This window comes from Citrobacter sp. Cc139, from assembly GCF_030334645.1.
Classification (GTDB): domain Bacteria; phylum Pseudomonadota; class Gammaproteobacteria; order Enterobacterales; family Enterobacteriaceae; genus Citrobacter; species Citrobacter werkmanii.
Window position 1 is genome coordinate 43,935 of the sequence record NZ_JAOWDM010000069.1, and the last position, 17,786, is coordinate 61,720.

16 protein-coding genes are annotated in these 17,786 nt (G+C 52.8%); 6 read left to right on the plus strand and 10 right to left on the minus strand.

The features are described 5' to 3' along the window. Nucleotides 1-15 precede the first annotated feature (15 nt). The 9 genes from dam to OGV69_RS04950 all read right to left on the minus strand — a co-directional run bounded on the left by dam (nt 16) and on the right by OGV69_RS04950 (nt 7,745). Nucleotides 16-852, minus strand: a complete 837-nt coding sequence (gene dam, locus OGV69_RS04910) for an adenine-specific DNA-methyltransferase (RefSeq protein WP_069323807.1) — start codon at nt 850-852, stop codon at nt 16-18. A gap of 117 nt (nt 853-969) precedes the next feature. Next, nucleotides 970-2,265 (minus strand): cell division protein DamX, encoded by a 1,296-nt coding sequence (damX, locus tag OGV69_RS04915; protein WP_038634845.1) that lies wholly within the window; start codon nt 2,263-2,265, stop codon nt 970-972. Nucleotides 2,266-2,361: 96 nt separating this feature from the next. Further along, entirely contained in the window at nt 2,362-3,450 is a 1,089-nt protein-coding gene (aroB, locus tag OGV69_RS04920) for a 3-dehydroquinate synthase (protein ID WP_038634848.1), read from the minus strand. A 57-nt stretch (nt 3,451-3,507) separates the two neighbouring features. Further along, nucleotides 3,508-4,029 (minus strand): shikimate kinase AroK, encoded by a 522-nt coding sequence (gene aroK / locus OGV69_RS04925; protein ID WP_003023552.1) that lies wholly within the window; start codon nt 4,027-4,029, stop codon nt 3,508-3,510. Between the two features lie 405 nt (nt 4,030-4,434). Further along, nucleotides 4,435-5,670: a DNA uptake porin HofQ gene (gene hofQ / locus OGV69_RS04930; protein ID WP_174330367.1), complete on the minus strand. Its 1,236-nt coding sequence runs from the start codon at nt 5,668-5,670 to the stop codon at nt 4,435-4,437. Continuing rightward, a complete protein-coding gene (locus OGV69_RS04935; RefSeq protein ID WP_038634853.1) occupies nt 5,585-5,998 on the minus strand; it encodes a HofP DNA utilization family protein in 414 nt (137 codons plus the stop codon). The genes hofQ and OGV69_RS04935 overlap by 86 nt, the downstream gene beginning before the upstream one ends. Next, complete coding sequence (locus OGV69_RS04940; RefSeq protein WP_069323805.1) at nt 5,988-6,443, minus strand: HofO family protein; 456 nt, start codon at nt 6,441-6,443, stop codon at nt 5,988-5,990. Before OGV69_RS04940 ends, OGV69_RS04935 begins: the two co-directional genes overlap by 11 nt. Continuing rightward, nucleotides 6,427-6,966 (minus strand): PilN domain-containing protein, encoded by a 540-nt coding sequence (locus OGV69_RS04945; protein ID WP_069323804.1) that lies wholly within the window; start codon nt 6,964-6,966, stop codon nt 6,427-6,429. Before OGV69_RS04945 ends, OGV69_RS04940 begins: the two co-directional genes overlap by 17 nt. Further along, on the minus strand, nt 6,966-7,745 hold the full coding sequence (locus tag OGV69_RS04950) for a type IV pilus biogenesis protein PilM (protein WP_069323803.1): 780 nt from the start codon (nt 7,743-7,745) through the stop codon (nt 6,966-6,968). The genes OGV69_RS04945 and OGV69_RS04950 overlap by 1 nt, the downstream gene beginning before the upstream one ends. 120 nt (nt 7,746-7,865) lie before the next feature. Here OGV69_RS04950 and mrcA point away from each other — a divergent pair, with 120 nt between their 5' ends. Further along, nucleotides 7,866-10,418 (plus strand): peptidoglycan glycosyltransferase/peptidoglycan DD-transpeptidase MrcA, encoded by a 2,553-nt coding sequence (mrcA, locus tag OGV69_RS04955; RefSeq protein WP_069323802.1) that lies wholly within the window; start codon nt 7,866-7,868, stop codon nt 10,416-10,418. A 55-nt stretch (nt 10,419-10,473) separates the two neighbouring features. On the opposite strand, the gene nudE is transcribed toward mrcA, so the two are convergent. Further along, nucleotides 10,474-11,034, minus strand: a complete 561-nt coding sequence (nudE, locus tag OGV69_RS04960; protein WP_038634868.1) for an ADP compounds hydrolase NudE — start codon at nt 11,032-11,034, stop codon at nt 10,474-10,476. 322 nt (nt 11,035-11,356) lie between these two features. Here nudE and igaA point away from each other — a divergent pair, with 322 nt between their 5' ends. The 5 genes from igaA to pckA all read left to right on the plus strand — a co-directional run bounded on the left by igaA (nt 11,357) and on the right by pckA (nt 17,739). Continuing rightward, nucleotides 11,357-13,492: an intracellular growth attenuator protein IgaA gene (igaA, locus tag OGV69_RS04965; protein ID WP_069323801.1), complete on the plus strand. Its 2,136-nt coding sequence runs from the start codon at nt 11,357-11,359 to the stop codon at nt 13,490-13,492. A gap of 62 nt (nt 13,493-13,554) precedes the next feature. Further along, entirely contained in the window at nt 13,555-14,223 is a 669-nt protein-coding gene (gene yrfG, locus OGV69_RS04970; protein WP_038634874.1) for a GMP/IMP nucleotidase, read from the plus strand. A gap of 10 nt (nt 14,224-14,233) precedes the next feature. Beyond that, entirely contained in the window at nt 14,234-14,635 is a 402-nt protein-coding gene (hslR, locus tag OGV69_RS04975; protein WP_003837900.1) for a ribosome-associated heat shock protein Hsp15, read from the plus strand. A gap of 24 nt (nt 14,636-14,659) precedes the next feature. After that, nucleotides 14,660-15,538 (plus strand): Hsp33 family molecular chaperone HslO, encoded by an 879-nt coding sequence (gene hslO, locus OGV69_RS04980; RefSeq protein ID WP_016157640.1) that lies wholly within the window; start codon nt 14,660-14,662, stop codon nt 15,536-15,538. A gap of 578 nt (nt 15,539-16,116) precedes the next feature. Beyond that, the gene (gene pckA, locus OGV69_RS04985; protein ID WP_038634881.1) at nt 16,117-17,739 is read left to right on the plus strand and encodes a phosphoenolpyruvate carboxykinase (ATP); all 1,623 of its coding nucleotides are present in this window, start codon (nt 16,117-16,119) and stop codon (nt 17,737-17,739) included. Nucleotides 17,740-17,786: the final 47 nt, after the last annotated feature.

Sequence of the window (17,786 nt, forward strand, 5' to 3'; positions counted from 1 at the left end):
GCTTCTCCTTGAGAATTATTTTTTCGCAGGCGTTGCGACTCCTGGTTTATACAGCGCCAGCAGTTCGTTCACCTTTTTACGCGTGCCGCCATTGCTGCTGATGCTGCGCCGCACTTTGACCTGAAAATGTTTCGCTGCCCGGTACCACTCACGAGTATCAGGCGTGTCATGGTTCGAAATTAACACCGGAATCTGCTTACTGACCAGCTTTTCTGCCATCTCGGCCAAATGCGCCTGCTCTTTCGGGCTAAAGCTGTTGGTATGATACGCGGTGAAATTTGCCGTCGCCGAAAGCGGTGCATAAGGCGGGTCACAATAGACTACGGAGTTGATATCCGCACGGTCCATGCACTCTTCATAGGAAAGGCAATGGAACTCCGCATTCTGCGCTTTTTCAGCAAAATGGTATAACTCGGCTTCCGGGAAATAAGGTTTTTTATAACGACCAAACGGTACGTTAAACTCACCGCGCAGGTTATAACGGCACAACCCGTTGTAACCAAAGCGGTTCAGATACAGGAATAGCACTGCGCGGCGGAACGGGTCCTGGCAGGTATTAAATTCTTCCCGGAACTGGTAGTACACCTCAGCCTGATTAGTTTCAGGCATAAACAGCTCGCGCGAAGCCTGCACGTACTCATCGGTACGGGTCTTCACGATGTTATAGAGACTGATGAGGTCGCTGTTGATATCGGCAAGAATATAACGAGAAAAGTCGGTGTTGAGAAACACCGACCCGGCCCCTACGAAGGGTTCAATCAGACACTCACCCTGGGGTAAATGCCGTTTGATATCATCAAGCAGGGGGTATTTTCCCCCTGCCCATTTCAAAAAAGCGCGATTTTTTTTCATGCTGACTAACTAATTACACCTTCTCCGGCTGTGGAGAAAGCTCCGACAGCATCCTGCGCTTTAGTCTTTGTCCCGCAATTGGGCGAAACAGCAAACCATTGCAGAACATATCCTATCTTACTTCAAATCGGCCTGAACCTGGTGCAGCGGTTTTGCCCACGGATTTTTCGCCTGAATATCGGCGGGTAACGTAGACACTGCACGTTTCGCATCTTCTTTAGACGCATACACGCCCGTCACCAGAACATACCACGGTTGACCGTTACGCGTCGTCTGATACACCACGTAGTTCTTCAGGTTTTCTTTCTTCGCCCAACCGTTCAGGTTGTCGTAGTTAGAAGAACTGCTGAGCTGCAGCGTGTAATGGCCGGACGGCGCAGATTTTAACGCGCCAACATTTCCTGTACTTTTCGCTCCGCCAGCCACAGGCGTTGCCGTCGCGGTTGGCGCAGGTGTTGCAGTTTGTGCAGGCGTCGTCGTCGCGGTTGCTTTCGGTTCTGCTGTCGCTTTTGGCGCAGCGGTTACCACAGGCGCTTTGGTTGTAGTCGTCGGCGCAGTCGCGGCTGGTTTTGCCTGAGCAACAGGTTTCGGCTCTGTCGTCGTCGCTTTCACCGTGGTCTGCGGTTTGCTCTTCGGCTCAATGACGGCCTGTTTACGTTCCTGGTGCGTAGCAGCAGGACGTTCAACCGTTTCCGTTTTGGCAGTCTGGCGCGCAGCAGTACCATTACGAACTGGTGCGACGGTCGCAGGTTCGGTCGGCAGCGTAGAGTTCACCACGACGTTGTTAACCTGCTCCTGACCTTGCGGTTGCGTCAGCGCATTGTTCAGATCGCCCTGCACTTCAACACGCTGCTGACCTTCAGTTGCCGCAGGCGTCTGGCCTTGAGTTGGGGTAGAGGAAATCGGCGGCAGGGAAACATCCTGCTGGGTATTGCCCGCAGTCTGCTCAGCGCCCGTTGCAGGCGTATTCGTGTTCGCCTGATCCGTCGCATTGCTGCCAGAAAGATCGATGCTCTTCTCGCCAGACGCCGTCTGTTCACTGGAAGAAGATGAGGGGGCTTTCAGCGCAGAACCAATACCGATGATCAACAGCAGCAGCACCAGCACGCCCACACCCATCATCATATACTGACGAGAGGCAGGTTTACTGACCGCTTTCTTACGCTTGCGCGGACGACGTTCTACACGCTCTTCATCCACCGCATCGTCATCAGATTCATAGTCTTCTTCGATGTCCCGCTCTTCTTCACGCTCTTTACGTGCGCGCGCAGGACGGCGATCGTCAGCATCCAGATCAACATCATCAAAATTGATTTGCGGCTCATTATCGCGTTCAGACGATTGACGAGAACGACCAGTACGACGATCGCTGGGATCGGGTTTCAGCTCGTCTTCTGGTTTGAATTCATCCATTTAACACCCCACTCAAAGGTTAATGCTTACAACTTTGCACGTAACCTGAAGCTAAAAGACCTACGTTTCGCAACGTACGTCGGACCTTTCTTGTTGTTACGCCTGCTGGCAATCAGCAATAGCGTTAAGAACCACCTCGTGCGACACTCCGCCGCGCACTTCACTCTTCCCTATTGCCCGCGGAAGCACTAAACGAATTTCTCCCGCTAACACTTTTTTATCTCGCAGCATATGCGGTAAATAGGCCTCGGTGGACATTTCACGTGGCCCATTAACCGGTAAGCCTGCTCGCTGTAGCAGCGTAATGATGCGCTGCGTATCCGCAGAGCTAAACTGACCCAGACGTTCTGACGTACGAGCAGCCATTACCATACCTGCTGCGACGGCTTCACCATGTAACCAATTGCCATAACCCATTTCAGCTTCGATCGCATGGCCGAACGTGTGTCCCAGATTCAGTAAAGCACGTAAGCCCATTTCGCGCTCGTCTGCTGCGACAACTTCTGCTTTCAGCTCACAACAACGGCGAATACAGTACGCCATTGCCGGACCGTCCAGACGCAATAACGCGTCCAGATTGTCTTCCAGCCAGTTGAAAAACTCACCGTCAAGAATGATGCCGTATTTGATGACTTCCGCCAGCCCCGATGCCAGCTCACGCGCAGGAAGCGTTTTCAGACAATCGAGATCCACCACCACGGAGGCTGGTTGGTAAAACGCGCCAATCATGTTTTTACCGAGGGGATGGTTTACGGCGGTTTTGCCGCCGACGGAGGAGTCGACCTGCGACAACAGAGTTGTCGGGACTTGAATGAAACGAACACCGCGCTGGTAGCTGGCTGCCGCGAAACCGGTCAGATCGCCAATCACGCCGCCGCCAAGTGCGACTAACGTGGTATCGCGACCGTGCGGTTTTTGCAGTAACGCGGTGAAAACCGTATCCAGAACCGTCAGGCTTTTATACTGTTCGCCATCGGGAAGGATAACGCTATCAACGTTAACACCCGCCTGTTCAAGTACGCCGCGAACCTTATCGAGATACAGGGGAGCCAGGGTTTCGTTGGTCACCAACATAACCTGATCGCCCGATTTCAGCGGTAAGAATGAAGCTGGCTCATTGAACAAACCAGCCGCGATAGTGATAGGGTAACTACGTTCCCCGAGAGTGACTGTGATCCTCTCCATTACGCGACATCCACCTTAGTTACTTGTACCCGCAGACGAGTGTGTATTCGGCCAGAATTAGTTGCTTTCCAACATATGAATAATCTGGTTTGCTACGACTTTTGCGCTCTGATCGTCGGTGCGAATGGTCACGTCGGCAATCTCTTCGTACAGAGGATTGCGTTCGTCAGCCAACGCTTCCAGAACTTCACGAGGCGGTGATTCTACCTGCAGCAGCGGGCGTTTCTTGTCACGTTGAGTACGCGCAAGTTGTTTTTCAATTGTCGTTTCAAGATAGACCACGACGCCACGCGCGGAGAGACGGTTACGTGTTTCACGTGATTTTACAGAGCCACCGCCAGTTGCCAGCACAATACCCTGTTTTTCCGTCAACTCGTTGATGACTTTTTCTTCGCGATCACGGAAGCCGTCTTCACCTTCTACATCGAAGACCCAGCCCACATCAGCTCCGGTTCGTTTCTCAATCTCTTGATCAGAATCGTAAAATTCCATATTGAGTTGTTGAGCTAACTGCCGCCCAATAGTGCTTTTTCCGGCACCCATAGGCCCAACCAGAAAGATATTGCGTTTCTCTGCCATTTTTTCGGTACTACTAAGACTATTCGTTAATGGTAAACCCGCTTCGCAGACACCCAGCGCAGCAGGACATGAACTGAAACCTCATAAGATATTGCGAGAGTCAGACTGAAAATTATCTCAATACTCAAGCGGGTTTGGCAACTGAATAAATCACCAAACCCTACGCATTTCTGGTCGTGGCAGGCATGTAACCCTGCAAACATCAGACATGGCGACGTATCGCGTAGTCCAATGACGGCAAAATAAGCCTATGACACACCACCAGAAAGGCAAAGCGTATTCATTGCCGCATAAGTAAAGAAAAGTACCGACGCTCAAATCGGTACTCCTTGTATGCTAAATACACCCCCACGTCAAATCCCTGAAACGTGTTCAGTGCAAAAACAACGGTTTTTCATGCATAAGTTATTCCGTTGACACCAGTCTGGGCGTAATAAAGACCACTAACTCACGACGCTCATCTTCTTTTCCATCGTGACGAAAAAGAGAGCCAAGCCAGGGGATGTCGCCTAACAACGGCACGCTGTCAGCCGCAGATTTATTTTTATGTGAAAAAATGCCGCCCAACGCAATCGTCTCTCCGCTTTTTACCTCAACCTGTGTTTCAATTTCCTGCTTATCGATAGCCAGAACTTCACCATCAGCTTGTTGTAGCACCTGCCCGGGGACATTCTGGCTGATATGCAGTTTCAGCCTGATTCGCCCTTTCTGCAAAACAGTGGGCGTAACCTCCATCCCCAGTACCGCTTCTTTAAACTCGACGGATGTCGCCCCGCTTTCTCCGCTGGAGACCTGATACGGGATCTCGCTGCCCTGCTTAATACTGGCAGGTTGCAGGTGAGAAGCCAGTAATCGCGGACTGGCGATGATATCAAGCTGCTGTTTTTGCTCCAGTGCCGACAGCTCCAGTTCCAGTAACCGACCGTTAATGCGACCAATATTAAATCCCACACGGGATGTTGCTGCGGGCACCGAAAGATCGCTGGCAAGCGTAGTGACATTCCCCACCACCCCCGGTTGTTGCGCGTCGGCCAGCGACCATTTAACCCCCAGCTCGCGCAAACTTTTTTCATTAATCGTGACGATATGCGCCGCCAGTTCGACCTGTTCAACGGGTAAATCCATTTGCGCCACCCACTTTTCCAGCGCGTTAAGCACAACGCTATTATCACGCAGCAGTAAGCGGTTGGTTCGTTTATCAACCGTCATACTGCCTTTAGCGCTCAGCAACTTCTCTCCGGCTTTTGCCAGCTCGGCGGCGTCAGCGTATTGCAAAATGATGCTGCGATGTTCCAGAGGCAGACTGGCCTGCATTCGTGCCTGCTCATTTTCCTGGCGGGCCGCATTTTCACTCTGCCATTGCATAGAATGCACATGCAGAATGTTGCCCTCCTGGCGTAGCACTAATCCGGCGCTTTTCACGACCGTTTGCAACGCCTGCTTCCAAGGCACATCTGTCAGATGCAGTGACAGCACCCCGCCGACATCCGGTGAAACCACCAGGTTTTTCTTTTCTTGTTCCGCCAGGGCCTGCAAAACCTGCACAACAGGCACATCATCCACCACCAGCGTTACGTTTTGCGGTTTTCCCGCCTGCCCGCTGAACACCGCGACCAGCAGCATCATGGCTATCCATCTCATCCATCGCTTCATTTACCGCTCCCTGTCGTTGCCACTGCCATTGAGCAGGCTCGCAGCTTTTCTCTGTGTTGAGAGTTAAGCTTTCAGCCGTTATCTGCGAAATCGTCCAGCCGTTTTTCAGGACGTCATTTCGCTCAACTCGCCGCCATTTGTGCTGCCCATCCTGCACGATGCCGATCGGTCGCTCACCCACGCTCACCATTCCCTGATAACGCCACGTGGACCACTCAGCTATCTGGCAAGGGTCCTCCGGCGGTAAGAAGGGATTACGCATACCGGTCAGGATCAGCACACTGATGCATGCCAACAGCCAGCGTTCAACCGTCATTCAGATGTTCCAGTTGTAGCGTTAACAGCAGTTCAGCGCCTTCTACACTGAGAGAAAAACGGCTGACGTTCATCCCTTGTTCCGCCAGTTGGACAAACACCGGCGGGATAGCCTCCCACGCAGGCCTCAGCGTCATCTCCCCGCCCTGAATGGCGGGTTGCCAGTGGACAAGACGTACAAGGGGCGTCTGAAACAGCAACGGAGAGAATGGAATAAACGTCTCTTCAGCCTCTCCTGACGATGACGCCAGCAGATACAGGTTTCCCCATTGCGTCTGAATGGCAGCACGTTGCTGGTTTAGCGCCTCTTGTTGCATATCCCGCTGCCTGGCGGCGGGGTAAAGACATAGCGCGACCATCATAAGCAGCCCTAAAATCCAGCCGCATGCGCACATAACACGAAAGCGCAGCGACTGCGCGAGCCAGGCATCACAGAGCGTTATCATGCGTGTCACTCCGCGTCAGACGATAGTGGAATTGCCAACGCCCTTGGGCATCCTGCTGCGTTTCGCCGGGACGATTTAGCGTAAACAACGGCTGCTGGCGTAATTGCGTTTCCAGCGCCTTAAGGGCGGCAAAGTTCAGCGTATTTCCCGTCAGTTCCAGCGTCCCTTGCTGCCAGGTCATTTTGGTTAACCACGCCTGCTCCGGGAGTAATTCCGCCAGTTGTTGCAGAATCTTTTGCCAGCTTTGGGTCTGGTCACGCTGTTTGTTTCGCGCTTGTACCTGTTGCCATTGTTGCAGGCGCTGCTGCAAACGAGGCTTTAGCGCCGTCAGCGCCGCAATGCGCTTATTTTCAGCCTCTACCAGCAGGAGTGCGACCCGGTTTTCCACGCTAAAAACGCTGTTATAGATTAACGTCACGCCAATGCTCAGCAGTAGAGCAGCGCTAAAGAAGACGCCCCAGAAACGCAAACAGGTATACCGCCGAGTCTGACGCCAGGGCAGAAGATTGATGGTCGCTATCATCAATACGATCCTCCCATGGCCAGTCCTAATGCAATGGTAAAGCGGTGGCTGTGTGGTGGAATTGGCGGCTGGCGAACGGACACGACGTTTAAAGGATCGAATCCGCTGGGGTCGCATAGCGCAATAGCTGTCGGGGAAAGAGATAACGTTGCGGCGAGTTCGTCGAGACGGCCAATATCGCCCGTCAATTTTCGCCCCCATGACGAGCGGGTCGCCCATAGCCACTGGGTCTCATCACGCCATACCAGACACTGTTGATGTTCGGGTAAATAAGGAATAAATCGTTGCAAGGCGCTGGCGTCCGGCGTAATCGCTTTAACCTGTACTTTCAGCGCTTGTATTAACGTCAGCAGCGTTGAAATCTCTTTGCTTTGCGCGGCAGTGACGTTAAACGCCGGGCTCAACGTGTCTTCGCTATAATCAAAATGCAGCGCATCCTGCGACATATCCAGTTCACGTGCCATCAAACCGGACAACCATGCGGTTTGCTCTGGCTCTCGCAAGGTCATTGCCGGACGAGGAAACTTTTTTTGTAACGTCCTGTTGGCGGGAAAGGAGAGATAAATATGATGTCGGCGAGGAAGCTCACGGCTCCACGGCAGTAGCGTTGCGACAAGCTGTTCTGGCTCACGAATGTGACCATCAACGATAACCTGAGGTGCCAACGGCATACGCCACCAGCGCTGTAGAAACCAACCGGTCGCGTCGCGAACGACAGCGACAGCCAGCGCTTCATGTTGCTGAATATGCAGACCAATTTTCCAGATATTAAAAGCCATTGCTGATGATCTCCGTATCACCCGTTGCTTTAACGGGTATATCAATGCGTCTGGCTTGCCTTTATACTACCGCGCGTTTGTTTATAAACTGCCCAAATGCCACTAAATGGGAAATCTCCAGTGAAGTTCGTAAAGTATTTATTAATCCTTGCAGTATGTTGCATCCTGCTGGGAGCAGGCTCGATTTATGGCCTCTATCGCTATATTGAGCCGCAATTACCTGACGTCGCGACGCTCAAAGATGTGCGTTTACAGATCCCGATGCAGGTTTACAGCGCTGACGGCGAGCTGATCGCGCAATATGGCGAGAAACGTCGAATCCCGGTCACGCTGGATCAGATGCCGCCAGTGATGGTCAAAGCTTTTATCGCCACAGAAGACAGCCGCTTTTATGAGCACCACGGGGTCGACCCGGTGGGGATCTTCCGTGCAGCCAGCGTCGCATTGTTCTCCGGTCACGCCTCACAAGGGGCGAGTACCATTACCCAACAGTTGGCGAGAAACTTCTTCCTGAGTCCGGAACGTACGCTGATGCGTAAGATCAAAGAAGTTTTCCTGGCGATCCGCATTGAACAACTGCTGAGTAAAGATGAAATCCTCGAGCTGTATCTGAACAAGATCTACCTGGGATATCGCGCCTATGGCGTGGGGGCGGCCGCGCAGGTCTATTTCGGCAAGACGGTCGATCAGCTCAGCTTAAGTGAGATTGCGGTGATTGCCGGTCTGCCAAAAGCGCCGTCAACCTTCAACCCCCTCTATTCGATGGACCGGGCCACCGCACGACGTAACGTCGTGCTGTCGCGTATGCTGAGTGAAAATTACATTACGCAGGCCCAGTACGATCAGGCGCGCGGCGAGGCCATTGACGCCAACTATCACGCGCCGGAAATCGCCTTCTCTGCGCCGTATCTGTCTGAGATGGTGCGCCAGGAGATGTATAACCGCTATGGCGAGAAAGCCTATGAAGACGGGTATCGCATCACCACCACCATTACGCGCAAAGTGCAGCAGGCGGCCCAGCAGGCAGTACGTAACAACGTGATGGATTACGACATGCGCCACGGCTACCGCGGCCCGTCAAACGTGCTGTGGAAAGTGGGCGAAAGCAGTTGGGACAGCAAGAAAATCACCGATACGCTGAAAGCGCTGCCAACATATGGACCACTGCTGCCGGCGGTTGTCACCAGCGCCAATCCGCAGGAAGCCATTGCCGCGCTGGCGGATGGCACATCAGTTTCATTACGGATGGATGGCATGCGCTGGGCGCGTCCTTACCGCTCGGATACTCAGCAAGGTCCGACGCCGCGTAAAGTGACAGATGTGGTACAGACCGGGCAGCAAATCTGGGTACGCCAGGTTGGCGATGCCTGGTGGCTGGCGCAAGTGCCGGATGTTAACTCCGCACTGGTTTCTATTAATCCGCAAAACGGCGCGGTGTTGGCGCTGGTAGGGGGTTTTGACTTCAACCAGAGCAAGTTTAACCGCGCGACCCAAGCGCTACGCCAGGTAGGTTCCAACATCAAACCATTCCTCTATACCGCCGCAATGGATAAAGGTCTGACGCTGGCGAGCATGCTCAACGATGTGCCGATCTCCCGCTGGGATGCCGGTGCCGGTTCCGACTGGCAGCCGAAGAACTCACCGCCGCAGTATGCTGGTCCTATCCGTTTACGTCAGGGGCTGGGCCAGTCGAAAAACGTGGTGATGGTACGCGCCATGCGTGCTATGGGCGTGGATTACGCAGCAGAGTATCTGCAACGTTTCGGCTTCCCGGCACAGAACATTGTGCACACCGAATCGCTGGCGCTGGGTTCCGCCTCATTCACGCCAATGCAGGTGGCGCGCGGTTACGCGGTGATGGCGAACGGCGGCTTCCTGGTCGATCCGTATTTCATCAGTAAGATCGAAAGCGATATGGGTGGCGTTATCTTCGAAGCGAAGCCAAAAATTGCCTGCCCGGATTGTGATATTCCGGTGATTTATGGCGATACCCAGAAATCTAACGTGTTGGAAAACAGTAATGTAGAAGATGTCGCCGTCTCGCAGGAGCAGCAGAATGCCGCCGTGCCTATGCCACAGCTTGAGCAGGCCAACCAGGCGTTGGTCGCGCAGAGTGGAACGCAGGAGTACGCTCCGCACGTGATCAACACGCCGCTGGCGTTCCTGATTAAAAGCGCGCTGAACACCAATATCTTTGGGGAACCAGGCTGGATGGGAACCGGCTGGCGTGCGGGCCGCGACCTGAAACGTCACGATATCGGCGGAAAAACCGGGACTACCAACAGTTCTAAAGATGCGTGGTTCTCCGGTTACGGACCAGGCGTAGTGACATCAGTATGGATCGGCTTTGACGATCATCGCCGCAATCTGGGTCACACGACAGCTTCCGGGGTGATCAAAGATCAAATCTCCGGCTATGAAGGCGGCGCGAAGAGCGCGCAGCCTGCGTGGGATGCTTACATGAAATCCGTGCTGGATGGTGTGCCCGAGCAGCCGCTGACGCCGCCGCCGGGTATCGTGACGGTCAATATCGATCGCAGTACCGGTCAACTGGCGAGCGGCGGTAACAGCCGCGAAGAGTATTTCATTGAAGGTACTCAGCCAACGCAACAGGCGGTACACGAGGTGGGGACAACCATTATCGATAATGGTGAGACACACGAACTGTTCTGATCAAAAAAGGCGCTTCGGCGCCTTTTTTAGTGTTTGTGTATTAGTGGGATAGATATTAAAGCCGTCCCTGCCCTTTCAGCCATTCACGTACGAGGAACAACGCGCTCACATTACGCGCTTCGTGGAAATCAGGGTCTTCCAGCAAATCCATCATATGCGCGAGCGGCCAGCGTACCTGCGGTAATGGCTCAGGTTCATCCCCTTCCAGCGATTCAGGATAAAGGTCCTCTGCCACCACAATGTTCATTTTGCTGGAGAAATAAGACGGCGCCATGCTGAGTTTCTTCAAAAACGTCAGATCTTTCGCGCCAAATCCCACCTCTTCTTTCAGTTCCCGATTCGCCGCCTCAAATACGCTTTCACCGGGATCGATTAATCCTTTGGAAAAACCCAGTTCGTAGGACTCGGTCCCGACCGCGTATTCGCGGATAAGGATCAGGTGGTCATCCACAATCGGCACAATCATTACCGCTTCACGCGTGGAGGGCCGCATACGTTCATAAACGCGGCGTACGCCGTTGCTGAACTCAAGGTCCACGCTTTCGACCTTAAACAGCCGGGATTGGGCGACGGTTTCCACTTTCAAAATCGTGGGTTTTTGTAATGATTTGCTCATTGTGAGGGTCTTTGCTGTGAAATCTGGGGTCATTGTGCGATATACCGCACGGTTTCGGCAACGTGAATTGCCGTTTATTTACATTTATGTAACGTACTAAAAGTTAATCCCTATTTCAAATTAAAAGTCAATAGGTTGAAATAACTCCAGGAATTTGCTGATATTCCATTTTTAGTGATTTTGCTATGATTCGCATTTACTGGGCTGCGCTTTAAGATGCTCAAGTTCAACTCCACACTTGCCGATAGCCAACTAAAGAATCACGAATATTGAACAGGGTGCAACTGACCACGCCTGACAGACTAAGTAAGATGGGGAAAGCATGAGCACCATTCTGATTTTTTTAGCTGCTTTGCTGGCCTGCTCATTGCTTGCAGGGTGGCGACTCAGAACGAAATCCAGACAGAAAAATTTACCTTTGAGCAACGTCTTTTCAGACGCCTCTAAGCGTAAGCTTACGCCTGAAGAACGCAGCGCTGTCGAAAACTATCTCGAAAACCTGAGTCAAATTCAGCAAGTACCTGGTCCAACTGGCGCCAGTTCTGCGCCAGTATCGTTAACACTGAATGCCCAAAGTAACAGTGTTATTGTGCTTACGCACGCGATTACACGTTACGGTATTACCACCGACGATCCTAACAAATGGCGCTATTATCTTGATTCCGTTGAGGTGCATTTGCCGCCTTTTTGGGAACAATACATCAATGACGAAAACAGCGTTGAGTTGATTCACACCAATACGTTACCGCTGGTTATTTCGCTAAACGGCCACACCCTGCAGGAATATATGCAGGAAGCGCGTGGCTATGCGTTACAGCATACCGCCTCTACCCAAGCGTCCATTCGCGGTGAAGAAAGCGAACAAATCGAACTGCTGAATATTCGTCAGGAAACCTATGAAGAATATGCGCTCAGCCGCCCTTCTGGATTACGCGAAGCGTTACTGATCGCCGCATCATTCCTGCTGTTCTTTTTATGTTTAATCATCCCGGATACGTTTGTTCCGTGGGCAGTCGGTGGCGCGGTGCTGTTGCTCGGTGCAGGTCTGTGGGGGCTGTTCGCTCCGCCATCTAAAACCGCCCTGCGAGAAATTCATTGTCTGCGCGGGACGCCGCGTCGCTGGGGTTTGTTTGGCGAGAACGACCAGGAGCAAATTAACAATATTTCTCTGGGTATTATTGATCTGATCTATCCCCCTCACTGGCAGCCTTACATTGCGCAGGATCTTGGTCAGCAAACGGATATCGATATTTATCTCGATCGCCACGTTGTACGCCAGGGGCGTTTTTTATCCCTGCACGACGAGGTTAAAAATTTCCCGTTGCAACACTGGCTACGCAATGCCGTTATCGCTGGCGGTTCGCTGTTAGTGCTGCTGATGCTGCTGTTCTGGATCCCGTTGGATATGCCGATAAAATTCACCCTTTCCTGGATGAAAGGCGCACAGACTATCGAAGCCACCAGCGTGAAACAGCTTGAGAACGCGGGCGTCCGCGTGGGGGACACACTACACCTGAGCGGCACAGGTATGTGTAACATTCATACCCAGGGGAGCTGGAATACACAGCCCGCCACGCCGTTCATGCCTTTTGATTGCACGCAAATTATCTGGAATGACGCGCGCGCGCTACCGCTTCCGGAATCCGATCTGGTGAACAAAGCCACCGCGCTTACGCAGGCCGTAAGCCGTCAGTTGCACCCCAAACCAGATGATGATTCCCGCGTCAGCGCGTCATTACGTTCGGCAATCCAAAAGTCTGGCATGGTGTTACTGGATGATTTTGGTGAAATTGTCCTGAAAACAGCCGATCTGTGCGCAGCCAAAGATGAATGCGTGCGCTTAAAAAATGCGCTGGTTAACCTCGGTAACAGTAAAGACTGGGCCGCCCTGGTGAAACGCGCTAACGCCGGAAAACTGGATGGCGTAAATGTGCTGCTGCGTCCGGTAAGCGCCGAGTCGCTGGATAATCTGGTCAATACCTCTACGGCGCCGTTTATTTCACGCGAGACAGCGCGAGCGGCCCAGGCGCTGAATAGCCCTGCCCCCGGCGGTTTTCTGATTATCAGCGACGAGGGCAGCGATCTGGTCGATCAGCCGTGGCCGTCAACCTCCCTGTATGACTACCCGCCGCACGAACAGTGGAACGCCTTTCAGCGTCTGGCCCAGATGCTAATGCAAACACCGTTTCGCGCGGAGGGGATCGTCACCAATATCTCTACCGACGCCAACGGTACCCAGCACATTGGCCTGCACCGAATCCCGGATCGTTCAGGATTATGGCGCTACCTTGGCACGACGCTGCTGATGCTCTCCATGCTCGGATGCGCTATCTATAACAGCGTTCAGGCATTCAGACGCTACCAGCGCCATCGCTCGCGCATCGCAGAAATTCAAAGCTATTACGAAAGTTGCCTCAACCCAACGCTGATTGACGACCCGGAAAGCCTGATTCGATAACACGCTCGCGCGCCAGGATATGCTACCCTGTCGCGCATCATGTTTTCTTCTGGGGGGGTTCCATGCATATCAATATTGCCTGGCAGGATGTCGACACCGTGTTGTTAGATATGGACGGCACGCTGCTCGATCTGGCATTCGATAACTATTTCTGGCAAAAACTGGTGCCGGAAACCTATGGCGCAAAGCAGGGTATCTCTCCCCAGGAAGCCCAGGACTATATTCGCCAGCAGTATCATGCCGTGCAGCATACGCTAAACTGGTACTGCCTGGATTACTGGAGCGAGCGCCTGGATCTGGATATTTGCGCTATGACAACGGCACAGGGACCACGCGCTGTTTTGCGTGAAGATACCGTACCGTTTCTTGATGCCTTAAAAGCCAGCGGCAAGCGCCGTATTTTGCTCACCAACGCGCATCCGCATAACCTCGCGGTGAAGCTGGAGCATACCGGTCTGGCCTCGCACCTTGATTTATTACTTTCCACCCACACATTTGGTTATCCCAAAGAGGATCAGCGGTTATGGCACGCTGTGGCTGAAGAAACGGGAATGAGTGCAGAGAAGACGCTGTTTATTGACGATAGCGAACCCATTCTCGACGCCGCTGCTCTGTTCGGCATTCGTTACTGCCTCGGCGTAACCAATCCCGACTCAGGTATTGCGGAAAAACAGTACGCACGCCATCCGTCATTGAATGACTACCGCCGACTGATCCCCTCACTGATGTGAAGGAGACGCCATGAAAGAAAAGCCCTCTGCTGAAGTCAGGTTGGATAAATGGCTATGGGCTGCGCGCTTTTATAAAACGCGTGCGCTGGCCCGTGAAATGGTTGAAGGCGGTAAGGTGCATTACAACGGCCAACGTAGTAAGCCGAGCAAGATTGTCGAGCTGAACGCCACCCTCACCCTGCGCCAGGGAAATGACGAGCGGACGGTCATTATCAAGGCCATTACCGAGCAGCGTCGCCCGGCCACGGAAGCCGTTACGCTGTATGAAGAAACCGCGGAAAGCGTGGAAAAACGCGAAAAAATGGCGCTGGCGCGTAAACTTAACGCGTTAACCATGCCGCACCCGGACAGACGACCGGACAAGAAAGAACGCCGCGACCTGTTACGATTTAAACACGGCGACAGCGAGTGACTGTCACCTGCAAGAGAGATGATTATGCCGCAACATGACCAATTACATCGTTATCTGTTTGAAAACTTTGCCGTGCGCGGCGAGCTGGTGACCGTTTCGGAAACCCTGCAACAGATCCTCGAAAACCATACTTACCCGCAGCCGGTTAAAAACGTGCTGGCTGAACTGCTGGTCGCCACCAGCCTGCTTACCGCTACGTTGAAGTTTGCTGGTGATATCACCGTACAGTTGCAGGGCGATGGTCCGCTGAGCCTGGCCGTCATCAACGGCAACAACAATCAGCAGATGCGCGGCGTAGCCCGCATGCAAGGTGATATTCCTGAAGGCGCGGATCTGAAAACGCTGGTAGGCAACGGCTACCTGGTGATCACCATTACGCCGGAAGAAGGCGAGCGTTATCAGGGTGTGGTCGGTCTGGAAGGCGACACGCTGGCCGCCTGTCTGGAAGATTACTTCATGCGTTCTGAACAGCTACCGACACGGCTGTTTATCCGAACTGGCGACGTCGATGGCAAACCCGCCGCTGGTGGGATGCTGCTGCAGGTGATGCCGGCGCAAAACGCGCAGGCAGATGATTTTGATCACCTGACCGCCCTGACCGAAACCATCAAAACTGAAGAGCTGTTGACGCTGCCAGCCAACGAAGTACTGTGGCGTTTGTACCACGAAGAAGAAGTTACCCTCTACGATCCGCAGGACGTTGAGTTCAAATGCACCTGTTCACGCGAACGCTGCGCAGGCGCACTGAAAACGCTGCCGGACGAAGAAGTGGACAGCATTCTGGCGGAAGAAGGCGAGATCGATATGCACTGCGATTACTGCGGTAGCCACTATCTGTTTAACGCAATGGATATTGCCGAGATCCGCAGCAACGCTTCCCCGGCAGACCCACAGGTCCATTAAGTTTATCAGCCCGGTAGTGTGCTCTGCCGGGCTAACTCCCGCTTACTCAGCGCAATAATGCCTCTTTAGCCGTTCGCCAAGAATCACGATAACACGCCACACTCTGGGCGCTGAATCCAGTGACTGATTCGCTACCGCCTGCCGCAGGCCAATAGATTCCATGCCCCAGCGAGTAGTTTGTGAACGTTCAACACTAACCATGTCGTCATTCAGCATCAAGAGAAAGCCTCATATCGCATCAACTTCACAATTTTGAATATTGACTGACCTTTTTCGGACCATGACGACGGGAAGTGAATCGATATTGTTTATGTATGAGTTACGTATTTTTCTTACATGAATGCGATTACACTCACAAGATTTCCGCCAAAAACACTCTCCATTAACGTTTTAAGAACATTTTCCACAACAAAAAAGGGTTTCCTGCCATAATATCTGCCTCTTTGTGACAGGAGTCGCAGCGCATTCGGTCACCTGTGATTTTGCCCGATGCGTAAATCTATGAGCCTTGTCGCGGTTAGCAATCCCAAAAAAACCTTACTATTCCAGGTAATACATATTGGCTAAGGAGCAGTGAAATGCGTGTGAACAACAGTTTAACCCCGCAAGATCTCAAGGCTTATGGTATCAATGACGTTCAGGATATCGTTTACAATCCAGACTACGACACGCTTTTCCAGGAAGAACTTGATCCTTCCCTTCAAGGTTATGAGCGTGGCGTATTGACGAATCTGGGCGCCGTTGCAGTTGATACCGGTATCTTTACCGGACGTTCGCCAAAGGATAAGTACATTGTCCGTGACGACACGACGCGTGATACGCTGTGGTGGTCCGACAAAGGTAAGGGTAAGAACGACAACAAACCGCTTTCCCCGGAAACCTGGCAACATCTGAAAGGGTTAGTCACCCAGCAACTTTCCGGCAAGCGCCTGTTTATTATTGATGCTTTCTGTGGCGCAAACGCCGATACCCGTCTTTCCGTGCGCTTCATTACCGAAGTTGCCTGGCAGGCGCATTTTGTCAAAAACATGTTCATCCGCCCAAGCGACGAAGAACTGGTTGATTTTAAACCTGATTTTATCGTCATGAACGGCGCTAAATGCACCAACCCGCAATGGAAAGAGCAGGGTCTGAACTCAGAAAACTTCGTGGCATTCAACCTGACTGAACGTATTCAGTTGATTGGTGGTACCTGGTACGGCGGCGAGATGAAAAAAGGTATGTTCTCCGTCATGAACTACCTGCTGCCGCTGAAGGGCATCGCCTCCATGCACTGCTCGGCAAACGTCGGGGAAAAAGGTGATGTGGCGGTCTTCTTTGGCTTGTCCGGCACCGGTAAAACCACGCTGTCCACCGACCCTAAACGCCGCCTGATCGGTGATGATGAACACGGTTGGGATGATGATGGCGTGTTTAACTTCGAAGGCGGTTGCTACGCTAAGACCATCAAACTGTCTAAAGATGCCGAGCCGGAAATCTACAACGCGATCCGTCGTGACGCGCTGCTGGAAAACGTCACCGTGCGCGAAGATGGTTCTATCGACTTCGACGACGGTTCCAAAACCGAAAACACCCGAGTTTCCTACCCGATTTATCACATCGAGAATATCGTTAAGCCGGTGTCAAAAGCGGGTCATGCCACCAAAGTGATCTTCCTGACCGCTGACGCGTTTGGCGTGCTGCCACCAGTGTCTCGCCTGACGGCAGATCAAACGCAGTACCACTTCCTGTCTGGCTTCACTGCCAAACTGGCCGGTACCGAACGTGGCGTCACTGAACCTACCCCAACCTTCTCTGCCTGCTTTGGCGCAGCATTCCTGACGCTGCACCCAACGCAGTACGCTGAGGTGCTGGTGAAACGTATGCAGGCGGCAGGTGCGCAGGCGTATCTGGTTAACACCGGCTGGAACGGTACCGGTAAGCGTATCTCCATCAAAGATACCCGCGCGATTATCGACGCCATTCTGAACGGTTCACTGGACGACGCAGAAACATTCCGTCTGCCGATGTTCGACCTGGCTATTCCAACCGAACTGCCGGGCGTGGATACTCGCATTCTCGATCCGCGTAACACCTACGCGTCACCGGAGCAGTGGCAGGAAAAAGCCAACGCACTGGCGAAACTGTTTATCGAGAATTTCGAGAAGTACACCGACACCCCAGCAGGTGAAGCGCTGGTTAGCGCCGGGCCGAAGCTGTAATTGACGTTGCCGGATGGCGGTTTCGCCTTATCCGGCCTACAACAACA

Bases quoted from the DNA above. Each gene is read 5' to 3' on its own strand.
- dam (WP_069323807.1), bottom strand. From the start codon at position 852: ATGAAAAAAAATCGCGCTTTTTTGAAATGGGCAGGGGGAAAATACCCC.
- damX (WP_038634845.1), bottom strand. From the start codon at position 2,265: ATGGATGAATTCAAACCAGAAGACGAGCTGAAACCCGATCCCAGCGAT.
- aroB (WP_038634848.1), bottom strand. From the start codon at position 3,450: ATGGAGAGGATCACAGTCACTCTCGGGGAACGTAGTTACCCTATCACT.
- aroK (WP_003023552.1), bottom strand. From the start codon at position 4,029: ATGGCAGAGAAACGCAATATCTTTCTGGTTGGGCCTATGGGTGCCGGA.
- hofQ (WP_174330367.1), bottom strand. From the start codon at position 5,670: ATGAGATGGATAGCCATGATGCTGCTGGTCGCGGTGTTCAGCGGGCAG.
- OGV69_RS04935 (WP_038634853.1), bottom strand. From the start codon at position 5,998: ATGACGGTTGAACGCTGGCTGTTGGCATGCATCAGTGTGCTGATCCTG.
- OGV69_RS04940 (WP_069323805.1), bottom strand. From the start codon at position 6,443: ATGATAACGCTCTGTGATGCCTGGCTCGCGCAGTCGCTGCGCTTTCGT.
- OGV69_RS04945 (WP_069323804.1), bottom strand. From the start codon at position 6,966: ATGATAGCGACCATCAATCTTCTGCCCTGGCGTCAGACTCGGCGGTAT.
- OGV69_RS04950 (WP_069323803.1), bottom strand. From the start codon at position 7,745: ATGGCTTTTAATATCTGGAAAATTGGTCTGCATATTCAGCAACATGAA.
- nudE (WP_038634868.1), bottom strand. From the start codon at position 11,034: ATGAGCAAATCATTACAAAAACCCACGATTTTGAAAGTGGAAACCGTC.
- igaA (WP_069323801.1), top strand. From the start codon at position 11,357: ATGAGCACCATTCTGATTTTTTTAGCTGCTTTGCTGGCCTGCTCATTG.
- yrfG (WP_038634874.1), top strand. From the start codon at position 13,555: ATGCATATCAATATTGCCTGGCAGGATGTCGACACCGTGTTGTTAGAT.
- hslR (WP_003837900.1), top strand. From the start codon at position 14,234: ATGAAAGAAAAGCCCTCTGCTGAAGTCAGGTTGGATAAATGGCTATGG.
- hslO (WP_016157640.1), top strand. From the start codon at position 14,660: ATGCCGCAACATGACCAATTACATCGTTATCTGTTTGAAAACTTTGCC.
- pckA (WP_038634881.1), top strand. From the start codon at position 16,117: ATGCGTGTGAACAACAGTTTAACCCCGCAAGATCTCAAGGCTTATGGT.